This window comes from Streptomyces rishiriensis, from assembly GCF_030815485.1.
GTDB lineage: Bacteria > Actinomycetota > Actinomycetes > Streptomycetales > Streptomycetaceae > Streptomyces > Streptomyces rishiriensis_A.
The window spans coordinates 3,968,015-3,993,600 of sequence record NZ_JAUSWV010000002.1 but is presented as its reverse complement, the minus strand read 5'-3'; the positions used below and the strand labels follow the sequence as shown (position 1 = coordinate 3,993,600).

25 protein-coding genes are annotated in these 25,586 nt (G+C 72.1%); 14 read left to right on the top strand and 11 right to left on the bottom strand.

All coding sequences use genetic code 11. The features are described from left to right. Positions 1 to 179: 179 nt before the first annotated feature. Positions 180 to 2,381, top strand: a complete 2,202-nt coding sequence (locus QF030_RS20165) for a phosphotransferase (protein WP_373428787.1) — start codon at positions 180 to 182, stop codon at positions 2,379 to 2,381. Between the two features lie 52 nt (positions 2,382 to 2,433). Here QF030_RS20165 and QF030_RS20160 read toward each other — a convergent pair whose 3' ends face one another. Further along, positions 2,434 to 3,507: a zinc-binding dehydrogenase gene (locus QF030_RS20160; protein ID WP_307164070.1), complete on the bottom strand. Its 1,074-nt coding sequence runs from the start codon at positions 3,505 to 3,507 to the stop codon at positions 2,434 to 2,436. A 110-nt stretch (positions 3,508 to 3,617) separates the two neighbouring features. On the opposite strand from QF030_RS20160, the gene QF030_RS20155 reads away from it, so the two are divergent. Then, the gene (locus QF030_RS20155; RefSeq protein WP_307164069.1) at positions 3,618 to 4,274 is read left to right on the top strand and encodes a TetR family transcriptional regulator; all 657 of its coding nucleotides are present in this window, start codon (positions 3,618 to 3,620) and stop codon (positions 4,272 to 4,274) included. 39 nt (positions 4,275 to 4,313) lie between these two features. Then, positions 4,314 to 6,431: a HelD family protein gene (locus QF030_RS20150; protein WP_307164068.1), complete on the top strand. Its 2,118-nt coding sequence runs from the start codon at positions 4,314 to 4,316 to the stop codon at positions 6,429 to 6,431. 22 nt (positions 6,432 to 6,453) lie between these two features. Here the strand turns inward: QF030_RS20150 and QF030_RS20145 are convergent, their stop codons facing one another. Next, positions 6,454 to 7,191, bottom strand: a complete 738-nt coding sequence (locus tag QF030_RS20145; RefSeq protein ID WP_307164067.1) for a patatin-like phospholipase family protein — start codon at positions 7,189 to 7,191, stop codon at positions 6,454 to 6,456. A gap of 166 nt (positions 7,192 to 7,357) precedes the next feature. Here QF030_RS20145 and QF030_RS20140 point away from each other — a divergent pair, with 166 nt between their 5' ends. The 3 genes from QF030_RS20140 to QF030_RS20130 all read left to right on the top strand — a co-directional run bounded on the left by QF030_RS20140 (position 7,358) and on the right by QF030_RS20130 (position 9,055). Further along, entirely contained in the window at positions 7,358 to 7,786 is a 429-nt protein-coding gene (locus QF030_RS20140; RefSeq protein WP_307164066.1) for a helix-turn-helix domain-containing protein, read from the top strand. Positions 7,787 to 7,872: 86 nt separating this feature from the next. Beyond that, entirely contained in the window at positions 7,873 to 8,547 is a 675-nt protein-coding gene (locus QF030_RS20135; RefSeq protein WP_307164065.1) for a hypothetical protein, read from the top strand. A 163-nt stretch (positions 8,548 to 8,710) separates the two neighbouring features. Continuing rightward, positions 8,711 to 9,055, top strand: a complete 345-nt coding sequence (locus tag QF030_RS20130) for a DUF2516 family protein (RefSeq protein WP_307167630.1) — start codon at positions 8,711 to 8,713, stop codon at positions 9,053 to 9,055. 416 nt (positions 9,056 to 9,471) lie between these two features. On the opposite strand, the gene QF030_RS20125 is transcribed toward QF030_RS20130, so the two are convergent. The 3 genes from QF030_RS20125 to QF030_RS20115 all read right to left on the bottom strand — a co-directional run bounded on the left by QF030_RS20125 (position 9,472) and on the right by QF030_RS20115 (position 13,337). Continuing rightward, positions 9,472 to 10,914 (bottom strand): PP2C family protein-serine/threonine phosphatase, encoded by a 1,443-nt coding sequence (locus tag QF030_RS20125; RefSeq protein WP_307164064.1) that lies wholly within the window; start codon positions 10,912 to 10,914, stop codon positions 9,472 to 9,474. Positions 10,915 to 11,195: 281 nt separating this feature from the next. Next, positions 11,196 to 12,287: a C40 family peptidase gene (locus QF030_RS20120; protein ID WP_307164063.1), complete on the bottom strand. Its 1,092-nt coding sequence runs from the start codon at positions 12,285 to 12,287 to the stop codon at positions 11,196 to 11,198. Between the two features lie 225 nt (positions 12,288 to 12,512). Beyond that, positions 12,513 to 13,337, bottom strand: coding sequence for a class I SAM-dependent methyltransferase (locus QF030_RS20115; protein WP_307164062.1), 825 nt, complete (start codon positions 13,335 to 13,337; stop codon positions 12,513 to 12,515). A 404-nt stretch (positions 13,338 to 13,741) separates the two neighbouring features. On the opposite strand from QF030_RS20115, the gene mshA reads away from it, so the two are divergent. After that, on the top strand, positions 13,742 to 15,079 hold the full coding sequence (gene mshA, locus QF030_RS20110) for a D-inositol-3-phosphate glycosyltransferase (RefSeq protein ID WP_307164061.1): 1,338 nt from the start codon (positions 13,742 to 13,744) through the stop codon (positions 15,077 to 15,079). Then, positions 15,072 to 15,575, top strand: a complete 504-nt coding sequence (locus tag QF030_RS20105) for a YbjN domain-containing protein (protein ID WP_307164060.1) — start codon at positions 15,072 to 15,074, stop codon at positions 15,573 to 15,575. Before mshA ends, QF030_RS20105 begins: the two co-directional genes overlap by 8 nt. Positions 15,576 to 15,647: 72 nt before the next feature. On the opposite strand, the gene QF030_RS20100 is transcribed toward QF030_RS20105, so the two are convergent. Continuing rightward, complete coding sequence (locus QF030_RS20100; protein WP_307164059.1) at positions 15,648 to 16,460, bottom strand: helix-turn-helix transcriptional regulator; 813 nt, start codon at positions 16,458 to 16,460, stop codon at positions 15,648 to 15,650. A gap of 49 nt (positions 16,461 to 16,509) precedes the next feature. Between QF030_RS20100 and QF030_RS20095 the strand changes: the two genes are divergently transcribed. Beyond that, entirely contained in the window at positions 16,510 to 17,019 is a 510-nt protein-coding gene (locus QF030_RS20095) for a DUF2000 domain-containing protein (RefSeq protein ID WP_307164058.1), read from the top strand. A 127-nt stretch (positions 17,020 to 17,146) separates the two neighbouring features. Here the strand turns inward: QF030_RS20095 and QF030_RS20090 are convergent, their stop codons facing one another. Further along, a complete protein-coding gene (locus tag QF030_RS20090; protein ID WP_307164057.1) occupies positions 17,147 to 18,430 on the bottom strand; it encodes an MDR family MFS transporter in 1,284 nt (427 codons plus the stop codon). A 178-nt stretch (positions 18,431 to 18,608) separates the two neighbouring features. Here QF030_RS20090 and QF030_RS20085 point away from each other — a divergent pair, with 178 nt between their 5' ends. Then, complete coding sequence (locus tag QF030_RS20085; protein ID WP_307164056.1) at positions 18,609 to 19,370, top strand: phosphoglyceromutase; 762 nt, start codon at positions 18,609 to 18,611, stop codon at positions 19,368 to 19,370. Between the two features lie 259 nt (positions 19,371 to 19,629). Further along, positions 19,630 to 20,166 carry a hypothetical protein gene (locus QF030_RS20080; RefSeq protein WP_307164055.1) on the top strand — a complete coding sequence of 179 codons (537 nt, stop codon included), beginning with the start codon at positions 19,630 to 19,632 and terminating at the stop codon, positions 20,164 to 20,166. 418 nt (positions 20,167 to 20,584) lie between these two features. Here QF030_RS20080 and QF030_RS20075 read toward each other — a convergent pair whose 3' ends face one another. After that, positions 20,585 to 21,031: a hypothetical protein gene (locus QF030_RS20075; RefSeq protein ID WP_307164054.1), complete on the bottom strand. Its 447-nt coding sequence runs from the start codon at positions 21,029 to 21,031 to the stop codon at positions 20,585 to 20,587. A gap of 10 nt (positions 21,032 to 21,041) precedes the next feature. On the opposite strand from QF030_RS20075, the gene QF030_RS20070 reads away from it, so the two are divergent. Then, positions 21,042 to 21,551 (top strand): DUF4232 domain-containing protein, encoded by a 510-nt coding sequence (locus QF030_RS20070; RefSeq protein ID WP_307164053.1) that lies wholly within the window; start codon positions 21,042 to 21,044, stop codon positions 21,549 to 21,551. Between the two features lie 7 nt (positions 21,552 to 21,558). Here QF030_RS20070 and QF030_RS20065 read toward each other — a convergent pair whose 3' ends face one another. From QF030_RS20065 to phoU, 3 genes are all read right to left on the bottom strand, one after another. Beyond that, on the bottom strand, positions 21,559 to 21,807 hold the full coding sequence (locus QF030_RS20065) for an SCO4226 family nickel-binding protein (protein WP_307164052.1): 249 nt from the start codon (positions 21,805 to 21,807) through the stop codon (positions 21,559 to 21,561). Between the two features lie 179 nt (positions 21,808 to 21,986). Beyond that, positions 21,987 to 22,145: a hypothetical protein gene (locus tag QF030_RS20060; RefSeq protein WP_199825037.1), complete on the bottom strand. Its 159-nt coding sequence runs from the start codon at positions 22,143 to 22,145 to the stop codon at positions 21,987 to 21,989. A gap of 334 nt (positions 22,146 to 22,479) precedes the next feature. Next, entirely contained in the window at positions 22,480 to 23,205 is a 726-nt protein-coding gene (gene phoU / locus QF030_RS20055) for a phosphate signaling complex protein PhoU (RefSeq protein ID WP_307164051.1), read from the bottom strand. 277 nt (positions 23,206 to 23,482) lie between these two features. Here phoU and QF030_RS20050 point away from each other — a divergent pair, with 277 nt between their 5' ends. After that, positions 23,483 to 24,820, top strand: coding sequence for a sensor histidine kinase (locus QF030_RS20050; protein WP_307164050.1), 1,338 nt, complete (start codon positions 23,483 to 23,485; stop codon positions 24,818 to 24,820). After that, positions 24,817 to 25,497 carry a response regulator transcription factor gene (locus QF030_RS20045; protein WP_007382946.1) on the top strand — a complete coding sequence of 227 codons (681 nt, stop codon included), beginning with the start codon at positions 24,817 to 24,819 and terminating at the stop codon, positions 25,495 to 25,497. Before QF030_RS20050 ends, QF030_RS20045 begins: the two co-directional genes overlap by 4 nt. The last annotated feature ends 89 nt before the right edge of the window (positions 25,498 to 25,586 follow it).

Genomic DNA, 25,586 nt, shown 5'->3' with positions numbered 1-25,586 from the left:
TGCCTCAATCGCGCGAGCAAGCGCTCCCGTCCGTACGTATGAGACGGTGAACAAGCCGCCTCGAACGGCCGACGTGAGTGAGTGGCGGAACCACCATTCGGCTCAGCTGATCATCCCTCCGGTCGTGCGGCGCGTTTACCGTTTGCCCTACCCTGCCAGCGCGAGTACCGGAGCGGCCAGTGGTCGACCATCTTGTTCCCCCTCGTCACCTGGGGGAACGGGCCGCCGAGGACGTGTCCGGAGCGCTGCGGACCTTCGTCAGGGCCGCCGAAGCCACCCAGGCGTCCAGTGGCCACCACAACCGCAACCACGTGCTGCCGCTGACGGAGGATGTCGCCGCTCTCGTGGGCCGTGCGCCGGGGACCTCGGTGATAGTGCGGATCAAGCGGTCCGACGCGCTGTCCGTGGTGATCAGGACCTGGCGGGAGGAGGGCGCGATCCTCGACGCTGTCCACGGCGTCCTGCCGCACGCACCCGAATGCCTGCTCAGGACGCCGGGTTACGCCATCCACAGCTACCTGGAGGGTGTGCCGCTCTCCACCATCTGCGGAAACGGTAAGCCAGTCGACACGTTGCTGGTGAAGGCGCTGGCCGAGCTGCTGGCGCGGATGGCCCAGGTGCGTCGGCAGGCACTGCCGCCGCTGCCGGATTCCTGGCCCGCCAACCACAGTGACAGCCAGGCGTTCCTGAGGACCCTGGCCCTGCGCGCCGACGAACAGATCCGCAAGCCCAACTGGGACGAGTTCGGCGGTCTGTTCAAGGCCCTGGGCATCTCCGACGACGCCCTGCTGGGACTGGCCGCAGCCGTGCCCGCGATGACCCGGCGGCCGTACAGCCTGCTGCACGCGGACCTGCACCGGGACAACCTGATCGTGTCCTACGGCGGCGACCCGCCGCTCATCTGCGTCGACTGGGAGCTCGCCACCTACGGTGACCCGCTGCACGACCTCGCCACCCACCTGGTGCGCATGCACTACCCGGACCACCAGTGGGACGAGGTGATCGAGGCGTGGGCCGGCGCCATGCGGAAGTACCGGCCCGCTGCGGTCAAGGGCCTCTACAAGGACCTGCCCCACTACGTCGACTTCGAGCGGGCGCAGTCCGTCTATCCGGACGTGATGCGAGCGGCGAGGTCGCTCCAGGAATCGTTCACGCAGAAGGGCTGTGACGAGGCGACGGTGGAGGTGCGCCGGGCGCTGACAGCGGCGGCGGAACCGTTGCGGCTCCGGAGCACGCCCACGCACGGCGAGATCGAGGGGGCCCTCATCAGGTGGCTAGCCTCGCGGAGCGACCGGGGAGGCAGCGGGCGGCACTGGCTCACCGACGTCTCCGCCTGGCGGCCGGACCGGCGTATGGCGGAGAACCCCCGGTTCCCGGTGTCCGCCGTGCGGGCGGCGTTGCTCGCGGAGGGGGCCGCCCCGGCGCACCGGGTGTTCAAGGGAACCGCGCATCTCAACTCCGTGGTCTGGGTGCGCGACGTTCCCCACCCCGTGGTCGTGCGCCGCAAACTGCCCGACGTCACACGGCGCGAGCCGAGTTACCTGAGCGAGCACGCCGTCCTGAAGGCGATCCAGGAGTCGGGCGCCCGGGTCGCGGCGCCGCAGGTGCTGGCCCTGGGCGAGAGTTACCGGGACGACGCCTTCACCATCCACACCTACGTCGGCACCAGCGTCGACCAGCCGCCGAGCCACCCGGTGAACGGACTGCTCCCGCACGAGGCCGACGCACTCGTCGACCAGTTGTGCGAACTGACGCGGGTGGACCACAGAGGGCTCGATCCGCAGGCAGGCGACGTCGAGTTCTACGCGTGGCTGAAGGAGCAGCTTGTCGGCCTCGTGCGGAACCTGCCGAGGGAGTCGCTGCAACTGGCCCGCACGCTGGGGCTGCCCGACGAGCGTCGACTGCGGGAGATCCTCTCCCGGCACCGGCTGAGTCACCGGGCGGCCGCCCTGCTGCACGGCGACCTCAACCCGTGGAACCTGGTGCGCCGGGACGACCACCGGGCGCTGACCATCATCGACTGGGAGATGGCCCTGGTCGGCGATCCCCTCTACGACCTGGTCCGGCACATGCACCTGACACCGACCCGGCCGGAGATCAGGGACCGCATGTTCCGCCGCTGGGAACGGAACATGCCCCCGCAGTGCAGCACGGACTGGCGGCTGGACTGGCCGGTCTACCGCTGGATCGAGATCATCCGGTCGGCCTACGTCGATCTCGACCGGCTGGTGACCAGGACGGGCCTGGACGCCCCCAACGTCCGCCGGGCCGTGGACTCCTATGCCGAGACGCTGGCCGCGGCCACCGCTTCCCTCGGCCTTCCGGCCTCCCGGACGACCAACCCCTACCTCGCGCTGGCCCTCACCCGGAGCCGGTCCTGATCCCGGCCGCCCGTGCGCGGGTGGGTGAACCGGGACCGGCGCCGGTCCCGGTTCACATCCCGAGCACCACCTTCCCCAGCAGTTCGCGCCCCTCGATCGCCGCGTGCGCCGCGGCGGCCTCCGTCAGCGGGAACTGGGCGCCGATCACGGGCCGCAGCCGCCCCGCGGCGGCCTCCGCGAGGACATGGGCGGTCAGGCGGCGCGCCTCTGCCTCGCCGAACTGCACGTCGCCGATCCCGAACAGGGTGACGCCCCGGCGTTCCGCCTCCGCCGCGTCGACCGCGGCGAAGCCTCCCGTGGGCGCCCCGTGCGCGGAGAAGCGGCCACCGTCGGCGGTCAACGGGAAGGCGGCGAGGCCGAGTTCGCCGCCGACGCCGTCCAGTACGACATCGGCGGCGGCCTCGCCGGCGCCTTCGGCAACGGTCCCGGCAGCCGTTTCGGCGGCGGCCTCGGCATCCGTCTCGGCAGCGGGTTCGCCGACTGTCCCGGTGGCGCGGGTGGCCGCCGGCCGGCCCAGGGCCTCCCGCGCCCGCTCCGCCCAGTCCCGCTCCGACACGTCCACCACCGCGTCCGCCCCCAGCTCCCGCACCAGCGCCGACTTGCGCGCCCCCCGTGCCGCGGCCACCACCCGGGCGCCCCGGGCGCGGGCCAGCTGGATGAGCACGGTCCCCATACCGCCCGAGGCGCCGAGGATCAGGACCCGGTCACCGGGGGCCACGGCGGTGCGTTCCAGCAGACCGGCGGCCGTCACCCCGTCGTGGACGAGTGCCGCGGCCGTGCGCAGGTCCACGCCGTCCGGGACGGGCGTCGGCGCGGTGGCCGGGACCGTCACGCGCTCGGCGTAGCTGCCGTCCACGAAGGACGTCACCCTGCGGCCCACCCACTCGGCGTCCACGCCCGCGCCGACCGCGGTGACCGTGCCGGCGACGCCGCCACCGGGCACGTAGGGCGGCTCGACGGGAAAGTAGGCGCGGAAGCGGCCGGTGCGGACCTGGGTCTCCACGAAGAGCGTGTCGGCGTGGGCGACCTCGATCAGGACCTCGCCCGGGCCCGGAACCGGGTCCGGCAGCTCCACCGTGGTCAGGACCTCCGGGCCGCCGAACGCCTTCACCTGTGCTGCTCGCATGACATACCTCCACTGCGGTGCCGTTGGATGCGCGTGCATGGAGTCTTCGACCTCAACCGCGGTCGAGGTCAAGCGGGAACGCGTGCCGACCGGCCCCGTAGGCTCGGTCCATGAGCGAGACCGGGCTGCGCGAGCGCAAGCGGCAGCGGATGTACCAGACCGTGTCGGACGTCGCCGTCCGGCTCTTCATCGAGCGCGGCTTCGACGCGGTGTCCGTCGCCGAGGTCGCGGCGGCGGCCGAGATCTCCAAGCCGACCCTCTTCCGGTACTTCCCGGCCAAGGAGGACCTGGTCCTGCACCGGATCGCCGACCACGAGCAGGAGTCGGCCCGGGTCGTCACGCAGGGACGGGCCGAGGGGGTCGCACCGCTGCCCGCCCTGCGCCGGCACTTCCTGGCCGGCCTCGCCGCCGGCGACCCCGTCACCGGCCTCAACGACCACCCGCAGGTGCGCGCCTTCTACGCCATGCTCTACGGCACGCCCTCCCTGGTCGCCCGTCTCCATGGCTACCTGGAACGCTCGGAGACCGCCCTCGCCGACGCCCTCGCGGACGAGTTGCCCGACGCCCTCGACGCCCGGCTGGCCGCAGGTCAGATCATCGCCGTCCGCCGGATCCTCGCCGAGGAGAACTGGCGGCGGATGGCGGCGGGCGAACGGGTGGAGGACGTACGGGGGGACGCGGAGGCCGCGGTGCGCCGGGCGTTCGCGGTGCTGGCGGCGGGTCTGCCCCGGCTGGCTGACCCCGAGGCGACGACTGTGACCGAGTAAGAAATATTACTCGGTCACGCTTTTCGTTACCCTTGCCCCATGACCACATCCGAGCCGGTCCCCGAGGGCGACCGGAAGAGCCCGCCGGACCTCGGCACCGCCTTGCACGACGAGCGCGCCCACCACGACCTCTGCCGTGCCGCCCTCACCGCGATGGTCGAGGGCGCCGACCTCCAGGTCGTCACCGGCGAGGACGTCTCCGCCTCCGGCGCCGACGCCGAGGTCCTCGGACACCGGCTGCGCAGCCACGCCAAGGCCCTGCACGAACTGCCCGACGGCCCCCTGTTCTTCGGCCGGCTGGACTTCGCGCCCGGCACCGGCGGTGCGCACGAGGGCCTCGCCCACCACATCGGCCGGCTCCGCATCAGCGAGCACCCGGCGGCCCCGCCCCTCGTCGTCGACTGGCGCGCCCCCGTCTCGCGCGCCTTCTACCAGGCGAGCACCCGCGACCCCCGGGGTGTGGCCGTCCGGCGGCGGTTCGGCTGGGCCCCCGGCAGCCGGGGCGACTCCGCCGACCTCACGGGCCTGGAGGACGAGCGCCTCGACGCGGGCGGGCAGGCCGACCGGGAGCGGAGCGGGCGTCACGGGCCGGTCGGGGCGGGGCGGCCCGGCGGCATCGTCGCCCGGGAGATCGAACGGCCCCGCGTCGGCCCCATGCGGGACATCGCCGCCACCATCCAGCCCGAGCAGGACGAACTCGTCCGCGGGGAACTCGCCGAGTCCGTGTGCGTGCAAGGCGCTCCCGGCACCGGCAAGACCGCCGTGGGCCTGCACCGGGCCGCCTACCTCCTCTACACCCACCCGCGGAGCATCCAGCGCGGCGGACTGCTGATCCTCGGCCCCCACCGCGCTTTCCTCTCCTACATCGCCGAGGTGCTCCCCTCCCTCGGCGAGACCGGCGTACGGCAGTCGACCCTGCACGACGAGATCGCCCGCCGGACGGCCACCGGGACCGACCCCGACCGGACCGCCGCGGTCAAGCACGACGTCCGGATGGCCGAGGTGCTGCGCCGGGCGGTGTACGGGCGGGTGACGGCCGACCGCGCCGAGGACCTGTCCGTCCCCGACGGCTCCTACCGCTGGCGGATCGCGGGCGACCGGCTGAGGGACATCGTCGCCGGGGTGCTCGCCGAGGAGCCGCCGTACGAGGTCGGACGCGAGCGGGTGCGCAGCCGGATCGTGCGCCGGATCCAGGAGCAGGCGGAGCGCCGGAGCGGGCCGCGTCCGGCCTCCTGGACGCGCCGTGTCGAACGGGCCCGCCCGGTGAGCGTGTGTGTGGAAGCGCTGTGGCCGAAGGCGCGCCCCGAGGAGGTGCTGGCCCGACTCCTCGCGGACCCGGAGGAGTTGGCGCGGGCCGCGGACGGTGTCCTGGACCCGGCGGAGCAGCGGGCCCTGCTCCGGCCGCAGCCGCCCCGCTCACCGAGGACGGCGCGCTGGTCGTCCGCCGATCTCGTCCTCCTCGACGAGATCGCCGGCCTTCTCGACCACCCTGAGGGGTACGGCCATGTCGTCGTCGACGAGGCCCAGGACCTCTCCCCGATGGAGTGCCGGGCGGTCGCCCGCCGGGTCCGCTTCGGCTCGCTCACGGTGCTCGGCGACCTGGCCCAGGGCACCACCCCCTGGGCGGCGGACTCCTGGCGGACGCAGATGGCCCATCTGGGCAAGCCGGAGGCGACGATCGTCCCGCTGACCACGGGCTTCCGGGTGCCGGCCGCGGTCCTCACCCTCGCCGGCCGGCTGCTCGACCTCCTCGACGCCGACGTGCCCCGCGCCGACTCCCTGCGCCGGGACGGCGAACTGCGCGTCCGGCGAGCCGACGGCGGCCTGATCCCCGCGGTCGTCGCCGCCGTGCGCGACGCACTCCCGCGGGAGGGCTCGATCGGCGTCATCGCCGCGGACTCCCAGGTCGACGAGGTCCGCGAGGCGCTGACCGGGGCCAACATCCCGGCCTCCGGCCCGGAGGAGCCGGCCACGCGCGTGACGGTGGTTCCGGCGACCCTCGTCAAGGGCCTCGAGTACGACCACGTCGTCGCCGTCGAACCGGCGGCCATCGCGCAGTCGGAGCAGCGCGGCCTGAACCGGCTCTACGTGGTGCTGACCCGCGCGGTCTCGCGACTGGAGGTGGTGCACGAACGGGAGTTGCCCTGGGAGGTCTGAGGAGCGGTGTGCGAGGCCGGCCTCAGTCCCAGTTCTCCAGGGCCTCCCGCGTCGTCCGGTACCCCCGCTCGATCAGGTCCGGAACGCCGACGGCCGACCAGGAGGAGTGGCCGGTCGCGTCGATGGTGACGGCCAGGTCGGCGTGGCGGCCGTGGGCCGGGTGGTCGGGACGGGACTCGAGCCAGCGGCGCCAGCGGGTGTTGCCGCGGCCGAAGCCCACGGCGATGACCCGCTCGGCGCCGAGCCGGTGCGCGGCCCACACCGGAGACGGCGACAGCACGGCGCCGTCGACGCAGAGCGCGCCGCCCTTCTCCAGGCGAACCGGCGGGAACAGTCCGGGTACGGCGCTGCTGGCGCGGACGGCCGCCGTCAGCGAGCCGGAGTCGACCAGCCGGGGTGTCGTGGACCGCAACTCCGTGACGACCGCGCCGAACCGGATCGGCAGGTCCTCGATCAGCAGGTCGCCGAGCATCTCCTCGATGTTGCGGGCCAGGGGAGTGGTGTCCAGGAGGCCGAGGCGCGGGGTGATCACGGCGGACCCGAAGTCCGCCCACTGCGCGCGCAGCAGCCGCCCGGTGATCCGCTCGCTGCCGATCCCCGCCGCCCAGGCGCCGCCGATCAGCGCCCCCGCGCTGGACCCGGTCACCACGGACACCTCGATCCCGGCCTCCTCGACGGCTCGCAGGACACCGGCGTGCGCGGCGCCGAGGACCGCCCCGCTGGACAGGACCAGACCGACGGTGGGCGACTGCGAGGACACGTGCGCGTTCCCCTTCCGGGGGTGCAGGGGTGGAGTGTTCGGGTGAAGTGCCGGTGTGGAGTGCCGGTGTGGAGCGTCGGGGTGGGGCGCTCAGTCTGGAGTGGCGCGACACACTATTGCAAGCAGGTGCTTGCAATAGTTAGCGGGACTGGTGCACAGTGGAGGCATGGCATCGCTCAACGTCGGCAATCTCGGTGAGTACCTGCGCGAGCAGCGGCGCAACGCGCAGCTGTCGCTCCGGCAACTCGCCGAAGCCGCCGGCGTGTCCAATCCGTACCTGAGCCAGATCGAGCGCGGGCTGCGCAAGCCGAGCGCGGAGGTGCTCCAGCAGGTCGCCAAGGCGCTGCGGATCTCCGCCGAGACGCTGTACGTGCGGGCCGGCATCCTCGACGCGGAGCGGGACGGGCAGGAGTACCGGGACGGCGCGACCCGCGCGGTCGTGCTCGCCGACCCCACGCTGACCGAGCAGCAGAAGCAGGTGCTGCTCCAGATCTACGAGTCCTTCCGCAAGGAGAACGGATTCGCGGACGGCGACGGGGCGGCGGACCCACGGAACCCCGAGAGCGACGCCGACCCGCAGCAGACGGCCGGTTGACCGGACCAGGGGACCGGCCGCACCGCTGCGGACCTGCACGACCCTCAGCCGAATACGACGTATGTGAATCCGGGAGGACCTTCACCATGGCCATCACCGACGACCTGCGCAAGACCTTCAGCGACCCGACTCCGTTCTACTTCGCCGCAGGCACCGCCGATCTGGCCCTCCAGCAGGCGAAGAAGGTGCCGGGCCTGGTGGAGCAGCTGCGCACCGAGGCGCCGGCCCGTTTCGAGGCCGTCCGCAACACCGACCCCAAGGTCGTGCAGGAGAAGGCCGGCGCCCGCGCCAAGGAGGCGACCGCCAAGGCCAAGGAGGCGCAGGAGACCCTGCAGACCAAGGTCACCGACTTCATCAGCAGCCTCGACGGGGACATCAAGAAGATCGGCAGCACCCTCGACGCCGACCTGAAGAAGTTCGGCGAGTCCGCCCAGGACTTCGCGCTGCGCGGGGTCGGCGTCGCCGCCGAGTACGCCGTCAAGGCCCGTGAGGCGTACGAGAAGGTCGCCGAGCACGGCGAGCAGGCCGTGAAGACCTGGCGCGGCGAGGCCGCCGAGGAGATCGAGGAGCTCGCCATCGCGGTCGAGCCCAAGTCGGAGTCCAAGCCCGCACCCGTGGCCCAGCCCGTCGTGGTCAAGGACCAGCCGAAGCCCGCCGCGGTCGAGACGCCGTCCGAGACCGCCGAGAAGAAGGCCGCGGCCGCCAAGAAGGCTCCGGTCCGCAAGCCCGTCGCGAAGAAGACGACGCCGCCGGCCAAGTGAGACGCACGGCCGGGACGGACACGGCGGACAGGGACATACGGTCACGGGCCGGGCACTCATGTGGTGCCCGGCCCGTTGTACGGGTAGCGGGAGCGTGGTTGCGGGTACGGTGACCGCGTAAGGACGAGCGAGTCGAATCGCGTCGAGTCGGGTGGTGGACGTTGTGCTGATCGAAGGCTTCGCCGGGCTGGTGTGGCTGCTCTACCTCGCCATGCTGGTCCTCGCCGTGGTGGCGCTGGTGATGGCCGCTCTGTTCCGTGACGACGCCTACCGGGCCGCCGGCAAGCAGAACAAGGGCTTCTGGCTGATCATCCTCGGCGTGACGGTGGCGGTGAACCTCCTGGTGCCGATGCTCTTCCTCCAGCTCGCGGGACTCGTCGCCACGATCGTCTTCTTCGTGGACGTGCGGCCCGCCCTCCGGCAGATGGGCGGTGGCGGCGGCTGGGGCCGCAGGCGCGGCGGCAGCAGCAGCGACGGCCCGTACGGCCCGTACAACGGCGGCCGCTGACCACCCCGGAAACACCTCCCGCGCCCCCGCAGCCCCCACCCGGGGGCCGGGGGCGCCGCACGTGGACGGCTCGGCCACCTGACTCAGCCGCGCGGGTTCCGGGCGGCGGGAGATCGGCGCCGGACGACCGGTGGCGCGTGATCGGTGCCGGGAAACCCGTTGCGCGTGACCGGTGTTGGACGATCGGCGGCGCGTGACCGCGTCGGACAGGCCGTGGCGCGTGACCGGTGGCGAGTGACCGTCGTCGGACGACCGGTGGCGCGTGATCGGTGCCGGACACCCCGTCGCGCGGGGTCGGTGCCGGACAAACCCGTGACGCGTGACCGTTGTCGGACGACCCGTGGCGCGTGACCGCGTCGGACAGGTCGTGGCGCGTGACCGCGTAGGACGACCGGTGGTGGATGAGCGGTGTCGGGTTACGGGACCCGGTCCAGCAGGACCAGGGCCACGTCGTCCGTCAGTTCGCCGCCGTTGAGCTCGCGCACCTCGTTCACCGCGGCCCGCAGCAGCGCCTCGCCGCTCAGTCCCTCGGAGAGCTGGCGGCGGATCATCTCCACCATGCCGTCCTGGCCGAGCCGTTCCCGGCCCTCGCCGATCCGGCCCTCGATGAGGCCGTCGGTGTACAGCATCAGGCTCCACTCGGCGCCCAGCTCGACCTGCATCCGCGGCCAGCGGGCGCCCGGCAGCAGACCGAGGGCGGGGCCGTTGTTGTCGAACGGCAGCAGGCGTGCGGGCCGATCCGGGCGGGCGATCAGCGGCGCGGGGTGGCCGGCCAGGCACAGGCCCGCCCGGCGGCCGTCGGGCGCGATGTCCACCGTGCACAGCGTCGCGAAGATCTCGTCGTCGTCGCGCTCGTGCTCCAGCACCTGCTGGAGCGTGTTCAGCAGTTCGTCACCGCACAGGCCCGCCAGCGTCAGCGCCCGCCAGGCGATGCGCAGCTCGACGCCGAGCGCCGCCTCGTCCGGGCCGTGCCCGCAGACGTCGCCGATCATGGCGTGCACGGTGCCGTCGGGCGTGCGGACGGTGTCGTAGAAGTCGCCGCCGAGCAGCGCGCGCGAGCGGCCGGGGCGGTAGCGGGCGGCGAAGCGCAGCGGGGAGCCCTCCAGCAGCGGCGTGGGCAGCAGGCCCCGCTCCAGGCGGGCGTTCTCCTGCGCGCGCAGCTTGCCCTCGGCGAGCCGCCGCTCGGCCGTGTCGGAACGTTTCCGCTCCACCGCGTAGCGGATCGCGCGGCTCAGCAGCCGACCGTCCAGCTCGTCCTTGTAGAGGTAGTCCTGGGCGCCCACGCGTACCGCCTGGGCGCCGCGCTCGGCGTCGCCGGACGCGGTGAGCGCCAGCACGGCGTGCCGGGGCGCGAGCCGGAGCACGTGCCGCAGGACGGCGAGCTCGTCGTCCGACTCGGCCGCCTTGCCGGGCGCCGGCAGTGCCAGGTCCAGCAGGATGCAGTGGACGTCATGGGTCAGCAGCCGCTCGGCCTCGGTGAGGTTGCGGGCGGTGCGGACCCGGATCGGCTTGCCGTCCGCGTCCAGCAGGTCGTGGACGATCGGCGCGGCCGTGGGGTCGTCCTCGATCAGCAGCAGGGTGAGAGTGGTGTGGGCACTGCCCCCACCGGTGGCGCTCACGCTGGTCGTGCCTGCGCTGCTGGTCGGGTTCACGCCTTGGGGGACGCCGTCGGCGGGCGTCGCGTTCAGCGCGGTGTGCTGCGCGCCGTGGTCGTGCGTGGTGTCGTTGCGGTTCTCGGCCGTGGTCGCCTCGTTGCGAACGGTTTCTTCCCTGGAGGGGCCGCCGACCATGGGCGCGGCCTGCGCCTGACCGCTCTCCACGGCCGGGATCGCTCTCTGCCGCGGTACGGGTACGGGCATCGTCTTGAGTTCCTTCCCTCCCCCCGAGGGCTGGCGGGGACGAGGGACCTCGACCCACCGACGGGGACCATAGCGGCAGAAGGCGCCGCAACGGAATGGTGTGAGGCAGGCCGCTTGATCTCTGGCCACTGTCATATGCCGCGTTCTGTACCGCATTTGGGCAGGGCGGGTGTGGTGCGGGGATGACGAACGTCACGTCCGCGCGGGGTTTGGCGGCAGGGCGGAGGTGGCCTGGGTCACGTGCGGGACGGCGTCCCGGGGGACCGCCCGGCCGCCGGGCCTCACGCGTCCGGCCGGACCACCCCGAGTATCGGCATCGAGCCCGCTCCCGCGAGCGTGACCGTGCGGCCCGGACGCGGAGCGTGGATGATCGCGCCGTCGCCCACGTACAACGCGACGTGGCTGGCGTCGGCGAAGTAGATGATCAGGTCGCCGGGGCGCATGTCCCCGACGGCGATGTGCGGCAACTGCTTCCACTGCTCCTGTGAGGTGCGGGGTATCGCCTGCCCGGCGCTCCGCCAGGCCTCGGAGGTCAGTCCGGAGCAGTCGAAGCTGTCCGGGCCCTCCGCACCCCACACATACGGCTTGTCGATCTGGGCGGTGGCGAACTGCACGGCCTTCTTGCCCTGGACGGACGCCGCGCTGTTGATCTCGTCGAGGACGCCGGTGCCCAGCCAGGCGGTCTGTGCCTCCTGCGCGACCTGCGCCTCCAGTTGTTCGAGGCGCTCCTTCTCCTTCTTCTCGAGCCGGGACTGGAGCTGCTCGGCCGCCGCGATCTGCTTCTCGATCCTCTTCTGGGCCGCGGCCTTCGTCTTGCGGCCCGCCTCCAGCTTCTGCCACTGGGTGGAGGCGTCCTGGGAGTACTGCTCCAAGTCCTGCTGCGTACGGGTGAGTTCGCCGATCAGGCCCTTGGTCGCGCGCTGGCCCTGGAGCACCCGGCCCGCGCCGTCGAGGAACTCCGACGGGTCGTCGGTCAGCATCAACTGCGCCTCGTCCGGAAGACCGCCCGTGCGGTACTGGGCGCGGGCCGCGGCACCCGCGCGGTCCTTGAGGTCGTCCAGCATCTCCTGGCCCGCGACGATCTTCTTGGCCAGCTCGACGATCTCCGCCGACTGCTTCTTCGCCGCCTCCTCGGCCGCGTTGTAGGCGTCGGTGGCGACCGCGGCGTCGTGATAGAGCGCTTCGAGCTTGGTGCGGACGGCCTCGAGGTCCTTGTTGGACGCGGTGGAGGGCAGCGGCGGGGTCGTGGAACTCGCCGAAGGTGACGGTGTGGGGCTCGGGCTTGCGAACGCGGTGCCGGGCGCGCCCAGCACGGTGACCGCGCAGACCACCGTCACAGCAGCCGCGAGCAGACCGCGCTTGCCCGTTCCCATATCCCGTCCCCCAACGCCTGATTAACCGTCAGTAACATATGGTGCCCGGGGGATCGTGCCACGTCACGGCCGAAAACGACAGAGGTGACGACGGAACGCCGCTGCGGCACAGCGACCGAAGCAGTCCTTCCCCTCTTCGCCACCCCGCCATGACGATCTCCCCGTCAGTGTGACGAACGACTCATGGAGATCGTTCCCGGTGTCCGCGGTCGGAACGGGTTCAGTTCATGCTCCGGCCCGGGGTGCCAACGCTCCCCACCGCACCGTCACTTCCCCCTGCCGCCACCGCGCCGGCCCGTCCGTGACCGGCCAGTCGGCCGTCAGCTCCCGTACCGCGCGGATCCACCGCTGACGGGCGCCGTACGACGCGTAGGGCGCGGCGGCCGCCCAGGCGCGGTCGAAGTCGCGCAGGAACGCGTGCACCGGTTCACCCGGGACGTTGCGGTGGATCAGCGCCTTGGGCAGTCGCTCCGCCAGGTCCGAGGGCCGCTCCAGCGACCCCAGCCGGGTCGCGAACGTGACCGTGCGCGGCCCTTCCGGCCCGAGCGCGACCCACACGTGCCGTCGTCCGATCTCGTCGCAGGTTCCTTCCACGAGCAGGCCGCCCCGGGACGCGGCCGCAGGGTCGGCGGGCGCGAGCCGCGCGCACAGCCGCTGCCAGACGGCGGCGACCTCGTCCTCGTCGTACTGCCGCAGCACGTTCGCGGCCCGTACGAGGTGTGGCCGCCGGGGCACCGGGATCTCGAACCCGCCGTGCCGGAAATCCAGTCCCTCACGCTCGTAGGGCTTGGCGGCAGCCACCCGCGCCGGTTCGATCTCGACGCCCACGACACGCGCGCGTGGAGCGACGGAACGCAGCCGCCGCAGCAACTCGACGGCCGTCCAGGGCGCCGCCCCGTACCCGAGGTCGACGGCGAGCGGCTCGGCGGCGCGGCGCAGCTCCGCGCCGTGCGTCGCGGCGATCCAGCGGTCCATACGGCGCAGCCGGTTGGGGTTCGTCGTCCCGCGCGTGACCGTGCCCACGGGGCGGGCGGGTGCCCGGGATGTCATGCCTACGAGGGTAGTGCGGCGCCACGTATCGGCCGGTCCGCAGGGTCGGCCCGTCCACTCGGCCGGTCCGCGGAGAGCCCGTGCCCCGCGTGAGGACGAGGCACTTTCGGGCCGACAGCGGGGGTCCGGGGGCGCCGGACCCCCGGGTCGGGGAGGTGGACCCAGGGTCGGGGAGGTAGGGGGCGGCGGGCGCGAGTGCAAGGGGCAAGGGGGAAGGTGAGAGCAGCCCGGCGTCGGCGACGCGCTTCCGTGTCGAACGGTTGAGCGATAGGGGGTAATGAGTGTGCAAAAACCGCTCCCTTCCGAAATCCGCACGGAATGGGAGCGCCTTCTTCCGGTGTTGCAGCACCTTGGAGGGCCCCACACCCTTATTCCGGCATGCCCGCAGCAAGGAGGAACGCCCCGTGAGCCAGTACACCAACAGGCTCGGGCGTCGCTCTACGGCGGCACCCCCGCGGCTCAGGCTCCACCGCCGCCCCCGCCGCGTCGCGATGCTCTCCGTGCACACCTCTCCGCTCCACCAGCCCGGCACCGGCGACGCGGGCGGCATGAACGTCTACATCGTCGAGCTGGCGCAGCGCCTCGCCGCGATCAACATCGAGGTCGAGATCTTCACGCGCGCGACCACCGGCGGCCTCCCGCCGACCGTCGAGCTGGCCCCCGGCGTCCTCGTCCGGCACATCGACGCCGGCCCCTACGAGGGCCTCGCCAAGGAAGACCTCCCGGCCCAGCTGTGCGCCTTCACGCACGGTGTCATGCAGGCCTGGGCCGGTCACCGCCCCGGCTACTACGACCTCGTGCACTCACACTACTGGCTCTCCGGCCACGTCGGCTGGCTGGCCGCCCAGCGCTGGGGCGCCCCCCTGGTGCACGCCATGCACACCATGGCCAAGGTCAAGAACGCCAACCTGGCCGACGGCGACACCCCCGAGCCCGCCGCGCGCGTCATCGGCGAGACCCAGATCGTCGCCGCCGCCGACCGCCTCATCGCCAACACGGCGGAGGAGGCCGACGAACTCGTACGGCACTACCACGCCGGCCCCGGCAAGGTCGCCGTGGTGCACCCCGGCGTCAACCTCGACCGCTTCTCCCCGGCGGACGGCCGGGCCGCCGCCCGCGCCCGTCTGGGCCTGCCCCAGGACGCCCTGGTCCCCCTCTTCGCGGGCCGCATCCAGCCCCTGAAGGCCCCGGACGTGCTGGTGCGCGCGGTGGCCGTCCTGCTCGACGAGCGCCCCGAATTGCGCTCCCGCATCGTCGTCCCGGTCGTCGGCGGCCCCAGCGGCAGCGGCCTCGCCAAGCCGGAGCGACTGCAGAAGCTGGCCGCGCGGCTCGGTGTCGCGGACGTCGTACGGTTCCGTCCGCCGGTCGGCCAGGATCAGCTCGCGGACTGGTTCCGGGCCGCGTCCCTGCTGGTCGTGCCCTCCTACAGCGAGTCCTTCGGGCTGGTCGCCATAGAGGCGCAGGCGGCCGGCACCCCCGTGCTCGCCGCGTCCGTCGGCGGGCTCCCGGTGGCCGTGCGGGACGGCGAGACGGGCTTCCTGGTGCAGGGCCACGACCCGGCCGCCTACGCGCGCGTGCTCGCCCGTTTCGCCGACGCCCCCGACCTCACCGACCGGATGGGCGCGGCTGCCACCGCACACGCCCAGTGCTTCGGCTGGGACACGGCGGCCGCCGCCACCGCCGACGTCTACGCGGCCGCGACCCAGTCCCACCGCCGTCGCGTACGCTCCGAGCATGGGTGACGTGGAGAAGACGGCCGCACAGGTCATCGAGGATTTCCTGAAGGACGCGGAGCTGGAGTGGGAGAGCCCGGCGCCCGGCAACTACGTGGTCCAGCTCCCCGGCACCCGCAAACTCAAGACGACCGTCTCCCTCATCGTCGGCCGCCACTCCCTCTCGCTGAACGCCTTCGTCGTCCGGCACCCCGACGAGAACGAGCCCGGCGTCCACCGCTGGCTCCTGGAGCGCAACCTCAAGCTGTACGGGGTGAGTTACGCCGTCGACCGGCTCGGCGACGTCTACGTCACCGCGCGCCTGCCCCTCGCCTCGGTCACCGCCGACGAGATCGACCGCCTCATGGGCCAGGTCCTGGAGGCCGCCGACGGCGCCTTCAACACGCTTCTGGAGCTGGGTTTCGCGAGCGCCATCCGCAAGGAGTACGCGTGGCGCGTCTCGCGCGGCGAACCGACGCGCAACCTGGACGCGTTCGCCCATCTGACGCAACGCCCGGCCGACTGACCCCGAAGACACGGTCAGGAAGGTCAGAAGGCCCAGCCAGGAAGGTCACGAAGGTCACGAAGGCAAGAGCGGTCAGGACGGTCGGGAGGGCTTCCGTCGATCCCCGTACCGCCCGGGCGTGACCCCGACCAACTTCCGGAAGTGCCGGGTGAGATGGGCCTGGTCGTAGAAGCCGGCCGCCGCCGCGACGTCACCCGGCGGCCGCCCGTCGAGCAGGAGCCGGCGGGCGAGGTCGACCCGGCGGGCGGTGAGGTACTGGTGCGGCGCGATGCCGTACGCCGTGCTGAACGCCCTTACCAGATGGGCCGGATGGGCTCCCACGAGCCCGGCGGCCTGGTCCAGTGTCAGGCCCTCGACGACATGTTCGTCGAGCAGCTCGCGCAGGCGGCGCGCGAGGTCCGGGTCGCGTCGCTCGGCGGCGGTACGCAGCCCCGCGCGCAGATGGGTCCGCAACCGCTCGCCGATGAGGGTGAGCCGGCTGTCGGCCTCCAGCTCGTCGCCGGGCCGGGCGAGCGCGGAGTGCAGCTGCCCGACCCGTCGGCGCAGCACGGGATCACGCAGGTCCGGGGCGTCGACGGCGGCCCCGATGAGCTCTTCGCCGAGCACCTCGGCGTCCAGGTACAGGACCCGCTTGCGGAAGCCGCCCGAGGTCGCCGGTGAGCCGTTGTGCGGCACGTGCGGCGGCAGCAGGGACACGGTGTCGTGCGGGGTGCCGTGCTCGTGCCGGTCGAGGTCGTACCGTACGGCGCCGTCGTCGACGATCAGCAGCGTCCACGCCTCATGGACGTGCATCGGGTACGCGTACTCGGTGAAGTGGGCGTGGAAGACCTCCACGACGCCCGGGACGGCCGGGCGCCAGGCGGAGACTTCCTGCCGGGCTGCCATGCAAAGAACGTACAAGACGAAGCCGTACGGCGATCGGCAGTCTCATCCCATGACCACGAGCACGAACACGACCACCGACGCAGTCCCGAGCACGGGCGCACCCCGGAGCACGAGCCCGACCGAGAGCACGAGCCCGACCGCGGGACCCGTCCGCTTCGACACGAAGATCGCCGTCCTGCTGCGCGAGGACCTGGAGACCTGGCAGCGCCTCAACGTCACCGCGTTCCTGGTCAGCGGCCTCGGTACGGCCGTGCCCGAGGTGATCGGGGAGCCGTACGAGGACGCGGACGGGGTGGGGTACCTGTCGATGTTCCGCCAGCCGGTGCTGATCTTCGAGGGCGCGAAGGAGACGCTGGCCGCCGCTCACGCGCGCGTGCTCTCCCGGGCCCTCCCGCGCGCGGTGTTCACGAGCGACCTCTTCGCCACCGGCCACGACCGCGACAACCGCGCGGCGGTGCGTGCCGTGCCGACGGCAGGCCTGGATGTCGTGGGCCTGGCGGTCTACGGACCGAAAAACGCGGTGGACAAGGTGCTCAAGGGCGCGCGGATGCACCCCTGACACTTCCTACGCCCCCTGCATCCGTACGCCGCCTCGGTCCCTGGCCCCCTGCGTTCCTACGCCGCCCAAGCCCCCGCGCCACCCAGGTCTCCTGGCCCCCCAGGTTCCCGACGTCCGTGCCCGCTGCTCAGACGGCGCTGGCCGCGGGTTCGGCGGCGGCGCCGGCCGTCCCGCCGGCGACGGTCCCCCCGACCTGCCCCCGGACGTCGCCCTCCCCCGGAAGCCGCCGCATCAGCACGGCGTATCCGACCCCCGCCGCCGTCCCCACGACCGCGCACATCCCCCACAGCCACTCCGCTCCGAACCGGTCGATCACGAAGCCGGACATCACCGGGGCGACCAGGGAGGCCACGGCCCAGGAGAGCGTGTACATGCCCTGGTAACGCCCGCGCCCGTGGGTGGGGGAGAGGCGGACGACGAGCCCCGTCTGGGTCGGCGCGTTGACGATCTCCGCCAGGGTCCACACGCAGACGGTGAGCGCGAAGACGCCGACCGACCCGGCGAAGGCGGTGAGCCCGAAGCCGTACCCCGCGAGCACCGAGGAGACGACCAGCAGCCGCCGCGGATCCCGGTGCTCGATGAACCGGGTCACGGGAATCTGCAACACGACGATGAGGACACCGTTGACGGCGATCGCCAGGCCGTAGTCGGCCGGTGTGAACCCGGCCGCGCCCATCGCCACGGGCAGCCCCACGGCCCCCTGCTGGAAGACGAGCGCGACGAGGAAGGACAGCCCGACGACGCTCATGAACCGGCCGTCCCGCAGCACGGCGCCGAGCCCGACGCCGTCCTCCTGCACCGCCTTGGCCTCCCGCTCGGGCCGGGACTCGGGCAGCTTGAGGAAGACGACGACCGCGCAGACGAGGGTCATCCCGGCCTCGAGCAGGAACCCGGCGCGGTAGCTGACCTCGGCGATGAACCCGGCAGCCATGGAGGAGACGGCGAAGCCGAGGTTGATGGCCCAGTAGTTGAGCGAGAAGGCGCGGACCCGGTCCTCGGGCCGCACGATGTCGGCCATCATCGCCTGCACGGCCGGCCGGGAGGCGTTCGAGGCCATGCCGACCAGGAAGGCGACGCCGGCGATGGCGACGGGATGCTCCACGAACCCGAGCAGCGCCACCGAGGCGGCGGTCGAGGTCTGCGCGACGAGCAGGGTGGGCCGCCGCCCGAGCCGGTCCGCCATGACCCCGCCGGCGAGCGACGAGACGACCCCGCCCAGCCCGAGCAGCGAGGCGACGAGCCCGGCGTAGGAGGCGGAGTAGCCGCGGTCGAGGGTCAGGTACAGCGCCATGAAGGTGGCGACGAAGCCGCCGAGCCGGTTGACGAGGGTGCTGGTCCACAGCCACCAGAACTCTCGCGGCAGCCCGGAGAGGGTCTCGCGGGCAGCACGTCTCAGGACGGCGACGGACATGACGGAATCCCCCGGGTGTAAGTGGCTCTGGTGTAAGTGGCTCTGGCGGCGCTCAGAACTTACGAGAGGCGAAGCGCGGGAGGCCACTCAATTAACAGATCCCGTCAACCGTCGGAGGGCCTGTCCGCTGTACGAGCGGGCGCACAACGCATCGGAGCGGTGGATTACGCTCATACGCATGGCCGACGCACCGTACAAGCTGATCCTCCTCCGTCACGGCGAGAGCGAGTGGAACGCGAAGAACCTGTTCACCGGCTGGGTGGACGTCAACCTCAACGAGAAGGGCGAGAAGGAGGCGGTCCGCGGTGGCGAACTCCTGAAGGATGCCGACCTCCTCCCCGACGTGGTCCACACGTCGCTCCAGAAGCGCGCGATCCGCACGGCCCAGCTGGCCCTCGAATCCGCCGACCGCCACTGGATCCCGGTCCACCGCTCCTGGCGCCTGAACGAACGCCACTACGGCGCCCTCCAGGGCAAGGACAAGGCGCAGACCCTCGCGGAGTTCGGCGAGGAGCAGTTCATGCTCTGGCGCCGCTCCTACGACACCCCGCCCCCGCCGCTGTCGGACGACTCGGAGTTCTCCCAGGCCTCCGACGCCCGTTACGCGTCGATCCCCCCGGAGCTCCGCCCCCGCACGGAGTGCCTCAAGGACGTCGTCGTCCGCATGCTCCCCTACTGGTACGACGGCATCGTCCCGGACCTCCTGTCGGGCCGCACGGTGCTGGTCGCCGCCCACGGCAACTCGCTCCGAGCCCTCGTCAAGCACCTCGACGGCGTCTCGGACGCCGACATCGCAGGCCTGAACATCCCGACGGGCATCCCCCTGGCCTACGAACTCGACGCGGCCTTCAAGCCGATCAACCCGGGCGGCACCTACCTCGACCCCGAGGCGGCCGCAGCGGCGATCGAGGCAGTCAAGAACCAGGGCAAGAAGAAGTAAGCAGAGCCGAACAAGCCCCCTACCTGCGGGTTCTCCGTCGGTAGGGGGCTTTTTGGTGGGCCTGGGCCTGGGCCCGGGCCGTCAGCCGGTTGACGTCTTGTCGCGTCGTTTCGGCGGCGTCGAAGGCGGTGGCTACAGCCTTGCGGTTCACGTACGCATCGGGGACCACCGGACGACCACCACACTGACGCCAACTTGAGGTGGGGGGCAGCCGGATATCGGTTGGGGTTGTGGCATGTCCATGGGAAAGGATGGGCGGATGATGCGACCCGCGCGTGCGCTGCTCCCCCTTCTCCTGCTGCCGGTTCTCCTCGCAGGATGCGACGCGGACCAGGACGGTGGGACGTCCGCCGACCTCGACGCCGCCGCGCGCGTCTGGGGCGTCGCGCCGGAACTCGTCTATGTCACCGAGGTCTCCGGTTACACCCTGCTCCAGGGGTCGATCGGGGAGTACGACGACGAGTTCTCCGCCGCGTACCGGTCGGAGAAGGGCGCCACCGAGTTCGGCCTCTTCGCAGGGCGCGGCACGCTGACAGCGGAGAGCTGCCCCAAGCAGCCGCTGGGCGAGGTGTCGGAGAAGCAGGTCACCTGCGAGCAGGACGGCGACGCCTGGTACCGCAAGGCAGGTGGCAGCCACGAATACGCGGTGCCCGACGGCGACGTGCTGATTCGCCTGATCGCCGACGCGGACGAGGTCGACCGCGCCATTCTGCGTAAGGCGGCCGAGGCGGTCCACCGCCCGGACGACGCCGAACTGGCCGCACTGCTGCCGGCCACCGACGGCGCGGACATCTGAGAAGACGGCACGAAGCCGCCTGCCGGCCCATTCCCTGACCGACCCGCGGAAGCGGACGGACGGGCGGGCGGGGACGCGGGACGATCTGAGAAGCGGTCTACGTCCAGTCTTCGCGATCATGCCCCCGGCCTGCGCAAACGGCGCGGTCGGGGGCTTTTCGCTGTCTCGGGGCCGTCTTTCGGACCGTCGGCCGTTGGGTGGGTCCGCGTCAGGTCCCGGGGCGGAGGCCGTCGTACTGGGGCAGCGCGGCGAATGCGCAGGGCACCTCGGGCGGCAGCGTGCTGGGCCCCTGGAGGGGTCCCGGCGTCGAGATCACCCGGCGACGGCCGGGCGGCGAGCCGGACAGGGCCGCCACGAGTGACCCTTTCTTCTGATGTACGGGGATCAGTCGATGTGGCCCGATATCGTCACCGACGCGTCACAGGTCGGCTCTCGGAAGAACCCGAACGCATGCCCCTTCTGTCTGGGTTGACGGATGACAGGCAGACGAGTGGGTGCCGGGTCGATGCCTCCGGCCATGCGGATCCGGGGGCGGCATGCAGTACGGAAACACCAGCGAGAACGCGATCACCAACGCCATCACCAACACGAACACGAACACGTACGCGAACCAGAGCGCGAACGAGAACGCCAACAGGAACGGGAACCGGTACATGCGTGGGAACAGCTTCGGGATTCGGGGTTCCGTGATGGCGGCCGTCGTGGCCTCGGCCGCTCTGGTGGTGACCGGATGCGGTGCGGGGGAGTCCCCCGGCGCTTCGACCAGCGCTTCGGCCGGCGCTTCGGCCGGTTCCGCTTCGGCGGGTGCGGCCTCCGTCGGTCCCGCTTCCGCGACACCCGGCCACGCCACCCCCTCTTCCGTCACCTCCCCTTCCGTGGCGTCCCCCGCCGCGAGCGCCGCTGCCGTGACGCCCGCCGTGGACAGTTCCTCCGGCGGTGCCACGCCGGTCTGTTCGGCGGGGAGTCTGAAGGTCGCCGCCCGGCAGGCCGCCGATCGGCCGGACGGTACGGGGACCGGGGCGGCCGTCGTCGAGTTCACCAACGGCTCGGCCAAGGCCTGCGTCCTCAAGGGCCACCCGACCGTCGCGGGCGCCGGCAACGGCTCTCCCGAGAAGAACTCCCCGCTCTCCGTCACGACCACCGGATCCGCCTCGCCGGTGACGCTGGCCCCCGGCGGCAGGGCGTGGGTGAAGCTGACCTTCGTACAGGTGCAGGGGGAGGCCGACGGGTTCTGCGAATCCGGGGCGGAGCCCGTGGTGTACCCCACGATCGTCGTCGGACTGCCGGGCGCGGGCAAGCATCAGGTCGCCCTGGACGACGGACAGTTCGCGGAGTGCGACAACAAGGTGACCGTCACCGCCGTATCCGCCGTGAAGCCTTCCTGACCGGCTCTCACACCTCCAACGGCACCGAATGGATCTCGTCCGCCGTGTGGCCGGTGCGCTCGTGGACGCGGAGGACGGCGTCCGCGGAGGGCGCCTCGGAGAGGCAGTAGACGGTTCCGGACTCCGGGTCCGCCCAGGCTCGTTCGAAGTGGACGCCTTCCTCGCCCTCGACGGCGAGGTCCGCCTGGTGGGCCTCGAGGAGCTGGTCGGCGGTGATGCCCTGCATGCCGTGGTGGACGTCCATGAAGCGGGTCATGACTGCCCGCCCCCTTCCGGTCTTCGCCGTGCGTGAATCTGCGCCTGTCCTTCCTCCATGCTGCGCTCGCGTTCCCCGCGCGGCGACCCGGCGGCGGGCGGTCCGGGCATGGCGAAGGGCCGGTGCCGATCAAGGAGTCGGCGCCGGGCCCCTCGTTCACATGCGTTCGCCGTGCGTCGTCAGCCGCACTGGCAGGGGTTGCCCGACTGGCACCCGCAGCCGCACCCCGAACCGCAGCCGCACGCGCCGATGAGCATCAGGTTCCTGATCTCGGCGGGCTGCTCGGTCGGGCGTTCCTGTGCGGGGTCGGGCGTGGGAGTGACGGGGGACTCGGCCATGGGTTCCTCCCGGAGGCGTAGGACCTGTGCCCATTGCATGCCCGTTCCGCTGGGCGCATCAACGGCTCAATGGCGCACAGTGGCCTGCACACGCCCCTGAGGACATCCGGCACGCCCCGCGGACGACCCCGCGGTCACCCGTCAGTGGTCCCGTTCCCGGTTCCGTCCGACGTGGCCCGCTTTCAGGTTTCAGCCGTGCGTGGTCCGGTCCCGGTTCCAGCCGCCCTGGCTCCGCCCCGGTTCCACTCGTCATGGCCCGTCGCGGTCCGGGTTCAGGCCTCCGCGGTCGCCGGCCCCGTCCCGTTCCCCTCGTCATGGCCCGTCCCGGGCCGGGTCAGGCCCCCGCGGCGGCCGTGCCCGTTCCCGTGCCCGCTCCGGTCGTCGGCTGGATGTCGGGCTGGATCTCCGGCTGGAGCTCGTCCGCGTGCTCGCCCGTCACCAGGAACACCACGCGCTTGGCGACGGCCACCGCGTGGTCGGCGAAGCGCTCGTAGTAGCGGCCCAGCAGCGTGACGTCGACGGCCGTCTCGATGCCGTGCTTCCAGCGGTCGTCCAGCAGGTGCTGGAAGAGGGTGCGGTGCAGGAGGTCCATCTCGTCGTCGTCCGACTCGAGCTGGAGGGCGAGGTCGACGTCCTTGGTGACGACGACCTCCGCAGCCTTCGCCATCAGGCGCTGCGCGAGCTGGCCCATCTCCAGGATCGTGGCGTGCAGGTCCTGCGGGACCGCGCGGTTCGGGAAGCGCAGCCGCGCCAGCTTCGCCACGTGCTGGGCCAGGTCCCCGGAGCGCTCCAGGTCGGCCGACATCCGCAGCGACGTGACCACGATCCGCAGATCCGTCGCCACCGGCTGCTGCCGGGCCAGCAGCGCTATCGCCCGCGCCTCCAGGTCGTGCTGGAGCTCGTCGACCCTCTTGTCGGCCTCGATGACGCTCTCGGCGAGCTTCAGGTCGGCGTCGAGAATGGCGGTCGTGGCGCGTCCGATCGCCGACCCGACCAGCCGGGCCATCTCCACCAGGCTGTCGCCGATCGAGTCCAGTTCCTCGTGGTACGCGTCCCGCATCAGGGTTCCCTCTCGTACGTCGTGCTCGGGGTTCGGGTTCGGTTCCGGGGGCCGGAACCGGCCGCGAACCGGGCCGGGACCGGCTGCTGCACCGGCGCCGAACGGCCGTGGATCCGGTGCTGCGAAGCCCACGGTGCCACGCTCCGCCCCGTACGCGTCGATTTCCGGCACCCCGAATGAACCACTACTGGCTCCAAGGTGAACTCTGGGCGACGAGTGTTCGAGGTCGCACCTCGATAGCTGTGGCCAGGACCGATCGCGTGCCTAACCTGGTGCCATGGACGTGAACGCGGCGGTCGCCGCAGCGGCAGCGATCGCCGGAGTACTCACCGGTGTCATCGCCATGCTGGCGTTCCGCTGGAGCGAGCGGGAGCAGAAGCGCCCCACGCGCACCTCTCTGCACACGGACGCGGTGCTTCCGCCGGGTGTGGACACCGTCCTCTCCGTGCTTCGCTCCTCCGCCGTCGTGCTCGACGAGGCTGACGCCGTCGTGAAGGCCAGCTCCGCCGCCTACGCCCTCGGGCTCGTGCGCGGTGGCCGGCTCAGCGTCGAGCCCATGCTCAAGATGGCCCGGGACACCAGACGCGACGGAGAGATACGCCAGGTCGAGCTGGACCTTCCCCGGCGCGGGACCGGGCGCGGCGAGGCTCTCGCCGTGTCCGCCAGAGTGGCTCCGCTGGGATCCCGGCTGGTCCTTCTGCTGGTGGAGGACCTCACCGAGGCCCGTCGTATCGAAGCGGTCCGGCGGGACTTCGTGGCGAACGTCAGCCATGAGCTGAAGACGCCGGTCGGAGCGCTCTCCCTCCTCTCCGAGGCCGTCATGGACGCCTCGGAGGATCCGGAGGCGGTGGAGCGGTTCGCCGGCCGTATGCAGATCGAGGCCACCCGGCTGACCAGCCTGGTGCAGGAGCTCATCGACCTCTCGAGGGTCCAGAACGACGATCCTCTCGAGGACGCCGAGCCGATCGGCATCGACGAGCTGGTCGCCGAGGCGGTCGACCGCTGCCGTCACCAGGCCGGGACCAAGCAGATCACCATGGCCGCCGGCGGCACCGCCGACCTGCGCGTCTGGGGCAACCGGGGCCAGCTGGCCGCCGCCCTCGGCAACCTGGTCGAGAACGCCGTCAACTACTCACCCGCCCGGACCCGCGTCGGCATAGCCGCCCGCCGGGTGGGCGCGCCGGGCGGGGACCTGATCGAGATCGCCGTGACCGACCAGGGGATCGGCATCTCCGACAAGGACAAGGAGCGCATCTTCGAGCGCTTCTACCGCGTCGATCCGGCCCGCTCCCGTCAGACGGGCGGTACGGGGCTCGGGCTGGCGATCGTCAAGCACGTGGCCGCCTCGCACGGCGGGGAGGTCACGGTGTGGAGCGCCGAGAACCAGGGCTCCACGTTCACCCTGCGCCTACCGGAGACGGGCGTGGCCCGCGACCGTGCGCATCAGCATGCCGACCCGGACGAGATCGACGACGTCGACGACCTCGATGACGCCGACGACCTCCACGAGGTCGGCCACTCCTCCCCTCATCGCCCGACCCAGACTTCACCCCGCGCCTCATCCCCCGATTCGTCCGCGTACCGGACGCTTTCCGCCCCGGAGGTCCTTCCGTGACCCGAGTGCTCGTCGTCGAGGACGAGGAGTCCTTCTCCGACGCCCTGTCCTACATGCTCCGCAAGGAAGGCTTCGAGGTCGCCATCGCGGCCACCGGGCCCGACGGACTCGACGAGTTCGAGCGCAACGGCGCCGACCTCGTGCTTCTCGACCTGATGCTGCCGGGTCTGCCCGGTACGGAGGTGTGCCGTCAGCTGCGCGGCCGCTCCAACGTCCCCGTGATCATGGTGACCGCGAAGGACAGCGAGATCGACAAGGTCGTCGGCCTGGAGATAGGAGCCGACGACTACGTCACCAAGCCCTTCTCCTCGCGCGAGCTGGTCGCCCGTATCCGGGCCGTCCTGCGCCGCCGGGGCGAGCCGGAGGAGGTGACCCCGGCGGCCCTGGAGGCCGGCCCGGTCCGCATGGACGTCGACCGGCACGTCGTGACGGTCTCCGGCTCCAAGGTCGACCTCCCCCTCAAGGAGTTCGACCTCCTGGAGATGCTGCTGCGCAACGCCGGGCGCGTCCTGACCCGTATGCAGCTCATCGACCGGGTCTGGGGCGCCGACTACGTGGGCGACACCAAGACCCTCGACGTCCACGTCAAGCGCCTGCGGGCCAAGATCGAGCCCGACCCGGGCGCGCCGAGGTATCTGGTGACGGTCCGCGGCCTGGGTTACAAGTTCGAGCCGTAGACCGGCCCGCCGTGGCCGCCGTGGCCGCCGTGGCCGACGGGCGGAGTCGGCGCAGTGCCGCGAGGCCCGCGCCGCGGTGCGAGGGGTGC

Excerpts from the sequence above, each read along its gene's own strand:
- QF030_RS20160 (WP_307164070.1), bottom strand. The coding sequence starts at position 3,507 with ATGCGAGCAGCACAGGTGAAGGCGTTCGGCGGCCCGGAGGTCCTGACC.
- QF030_RS20155 (WP_307164069.1), top strand. The coding sequence starts at position 3,618 with ATGAGCGAGACCGGGCTGCGCGAGCGCAAGCGGCAGCGGATGTACCAG.
- QF030_RS20150 (WP_307164068.1), top strand. The coding sequence starts at position 4,314 with ATGACCACATCCGAGCCGGTCCCCGAGGGCGACCGGAAGAGCCCGCCG.
- QF030_RS20140 (WP_307164066.1), top strand. The coding sequence starts at position 7,358 with ATGGCATCGCTCAACGTCGGCAATCTCGGTGAGTACCTGCGCGAGCAG.
- QF030_RS20135 (WP_307164065.1), top strand. The coding sequence starts at position 7,873 with ATGGCCATCACCGACGACCTGCGCAAGACCTTCAGCGACCCGACTCCG.
- QF030_RS20125 (WP_307164064.1), bottom strand. The coding sequence starts at position 10,914 with ATGCCCGTACCCGTACCGCGGCAGAGAGCGATCCCGGCCGTGGAGAGC.
- QF030_RS20120 (WP_307164063.1), bottom strand. The coding sequence starts at position 12,287 with ATGGGAACGGGCAAGCGCGGTCTGCTCGCGGCTGCTGTGACGGTGGTC.
- QF030_RS20115 (WP_307164062.1), bottom strand. The coding sequence starts at position 13,337 with ATGACATCCCGGGCACCCGCCCGCCCCGTGGGCACGGTCACGCGCGGG.
- QF030_RS20105 (WP_307164060.1), top strand. The coding sequence starts at position 15,072 with ATGGGTGACGTGGAGAAGACGGCCGCACAGGTCATCGAGGATTTCCTG.
- QF030_RS20100 (WP_307164059.1), bottom strand. The coding sequence starts at position 16,460 with ATGGCAGCCCGGCAGGAAGTCTCCGCCTGGCGCCCGGCCGTCCCGGGC.
- QF030_RS20095 (WP_307164058.1), top strand. The coding sequence starts at position 16,510 with ATGACCACGAGCACGAACACGACCACCGACGCAGTCCCGAGCACGGGC.
- QF030_RS20090 (WP_307164057.1), bottom strand. The coding sequence starts at position 18,430 with ATGTCCGTCGCCGTCCTGAGACGTGCTGCCCGCGAGACCCTCTCCGGG.
- QF030_RS20085 (WP_307164056.1), top strand. The coding sequence starts at position 18,609 with ATGGCCGACGCACCGTACAAGCTGATCCTCCTCCGTCACGGCGAGAGC.
- QF030_RS20080 (WP_307164055.1), top strand. The coding sequence starts at position 19,630 with ATGATGCGACCCGCGCGTGCGCTGCTCCCCCTTCTCCTGCTGCCGGTT.
- QF030_RS20065 (WP_307164052.1), bottom strand. The coding sequence starts at position 21,807 with ATGACCCGCTTCATGGACGTCCACCACGGCATGCAGGGCATCACCGCC.
- QF030_RS20060 (WP_199825037.1), bottom strand. The coding sequence starts at position 22,145 with ATGGCCGAGTCCCCCGTCACTCCCACGCCCGACCCCGCACAGGAACGC.
- phoU (WP_307164051.1), bottom strand. The coding sequence starts at position 23,205 with ATGCGGGACGCGTACCACGAGGAACTGGACTCGATCGGCGACAGCCTG.
- QF030_RS20050 (WP_307164050.1), top strand. The coding sequence starts at position 23,483 with ATGGACGTGAACGCGGCGGTCGCCGCAGCGGCAGCGATCGCCGGAGTA.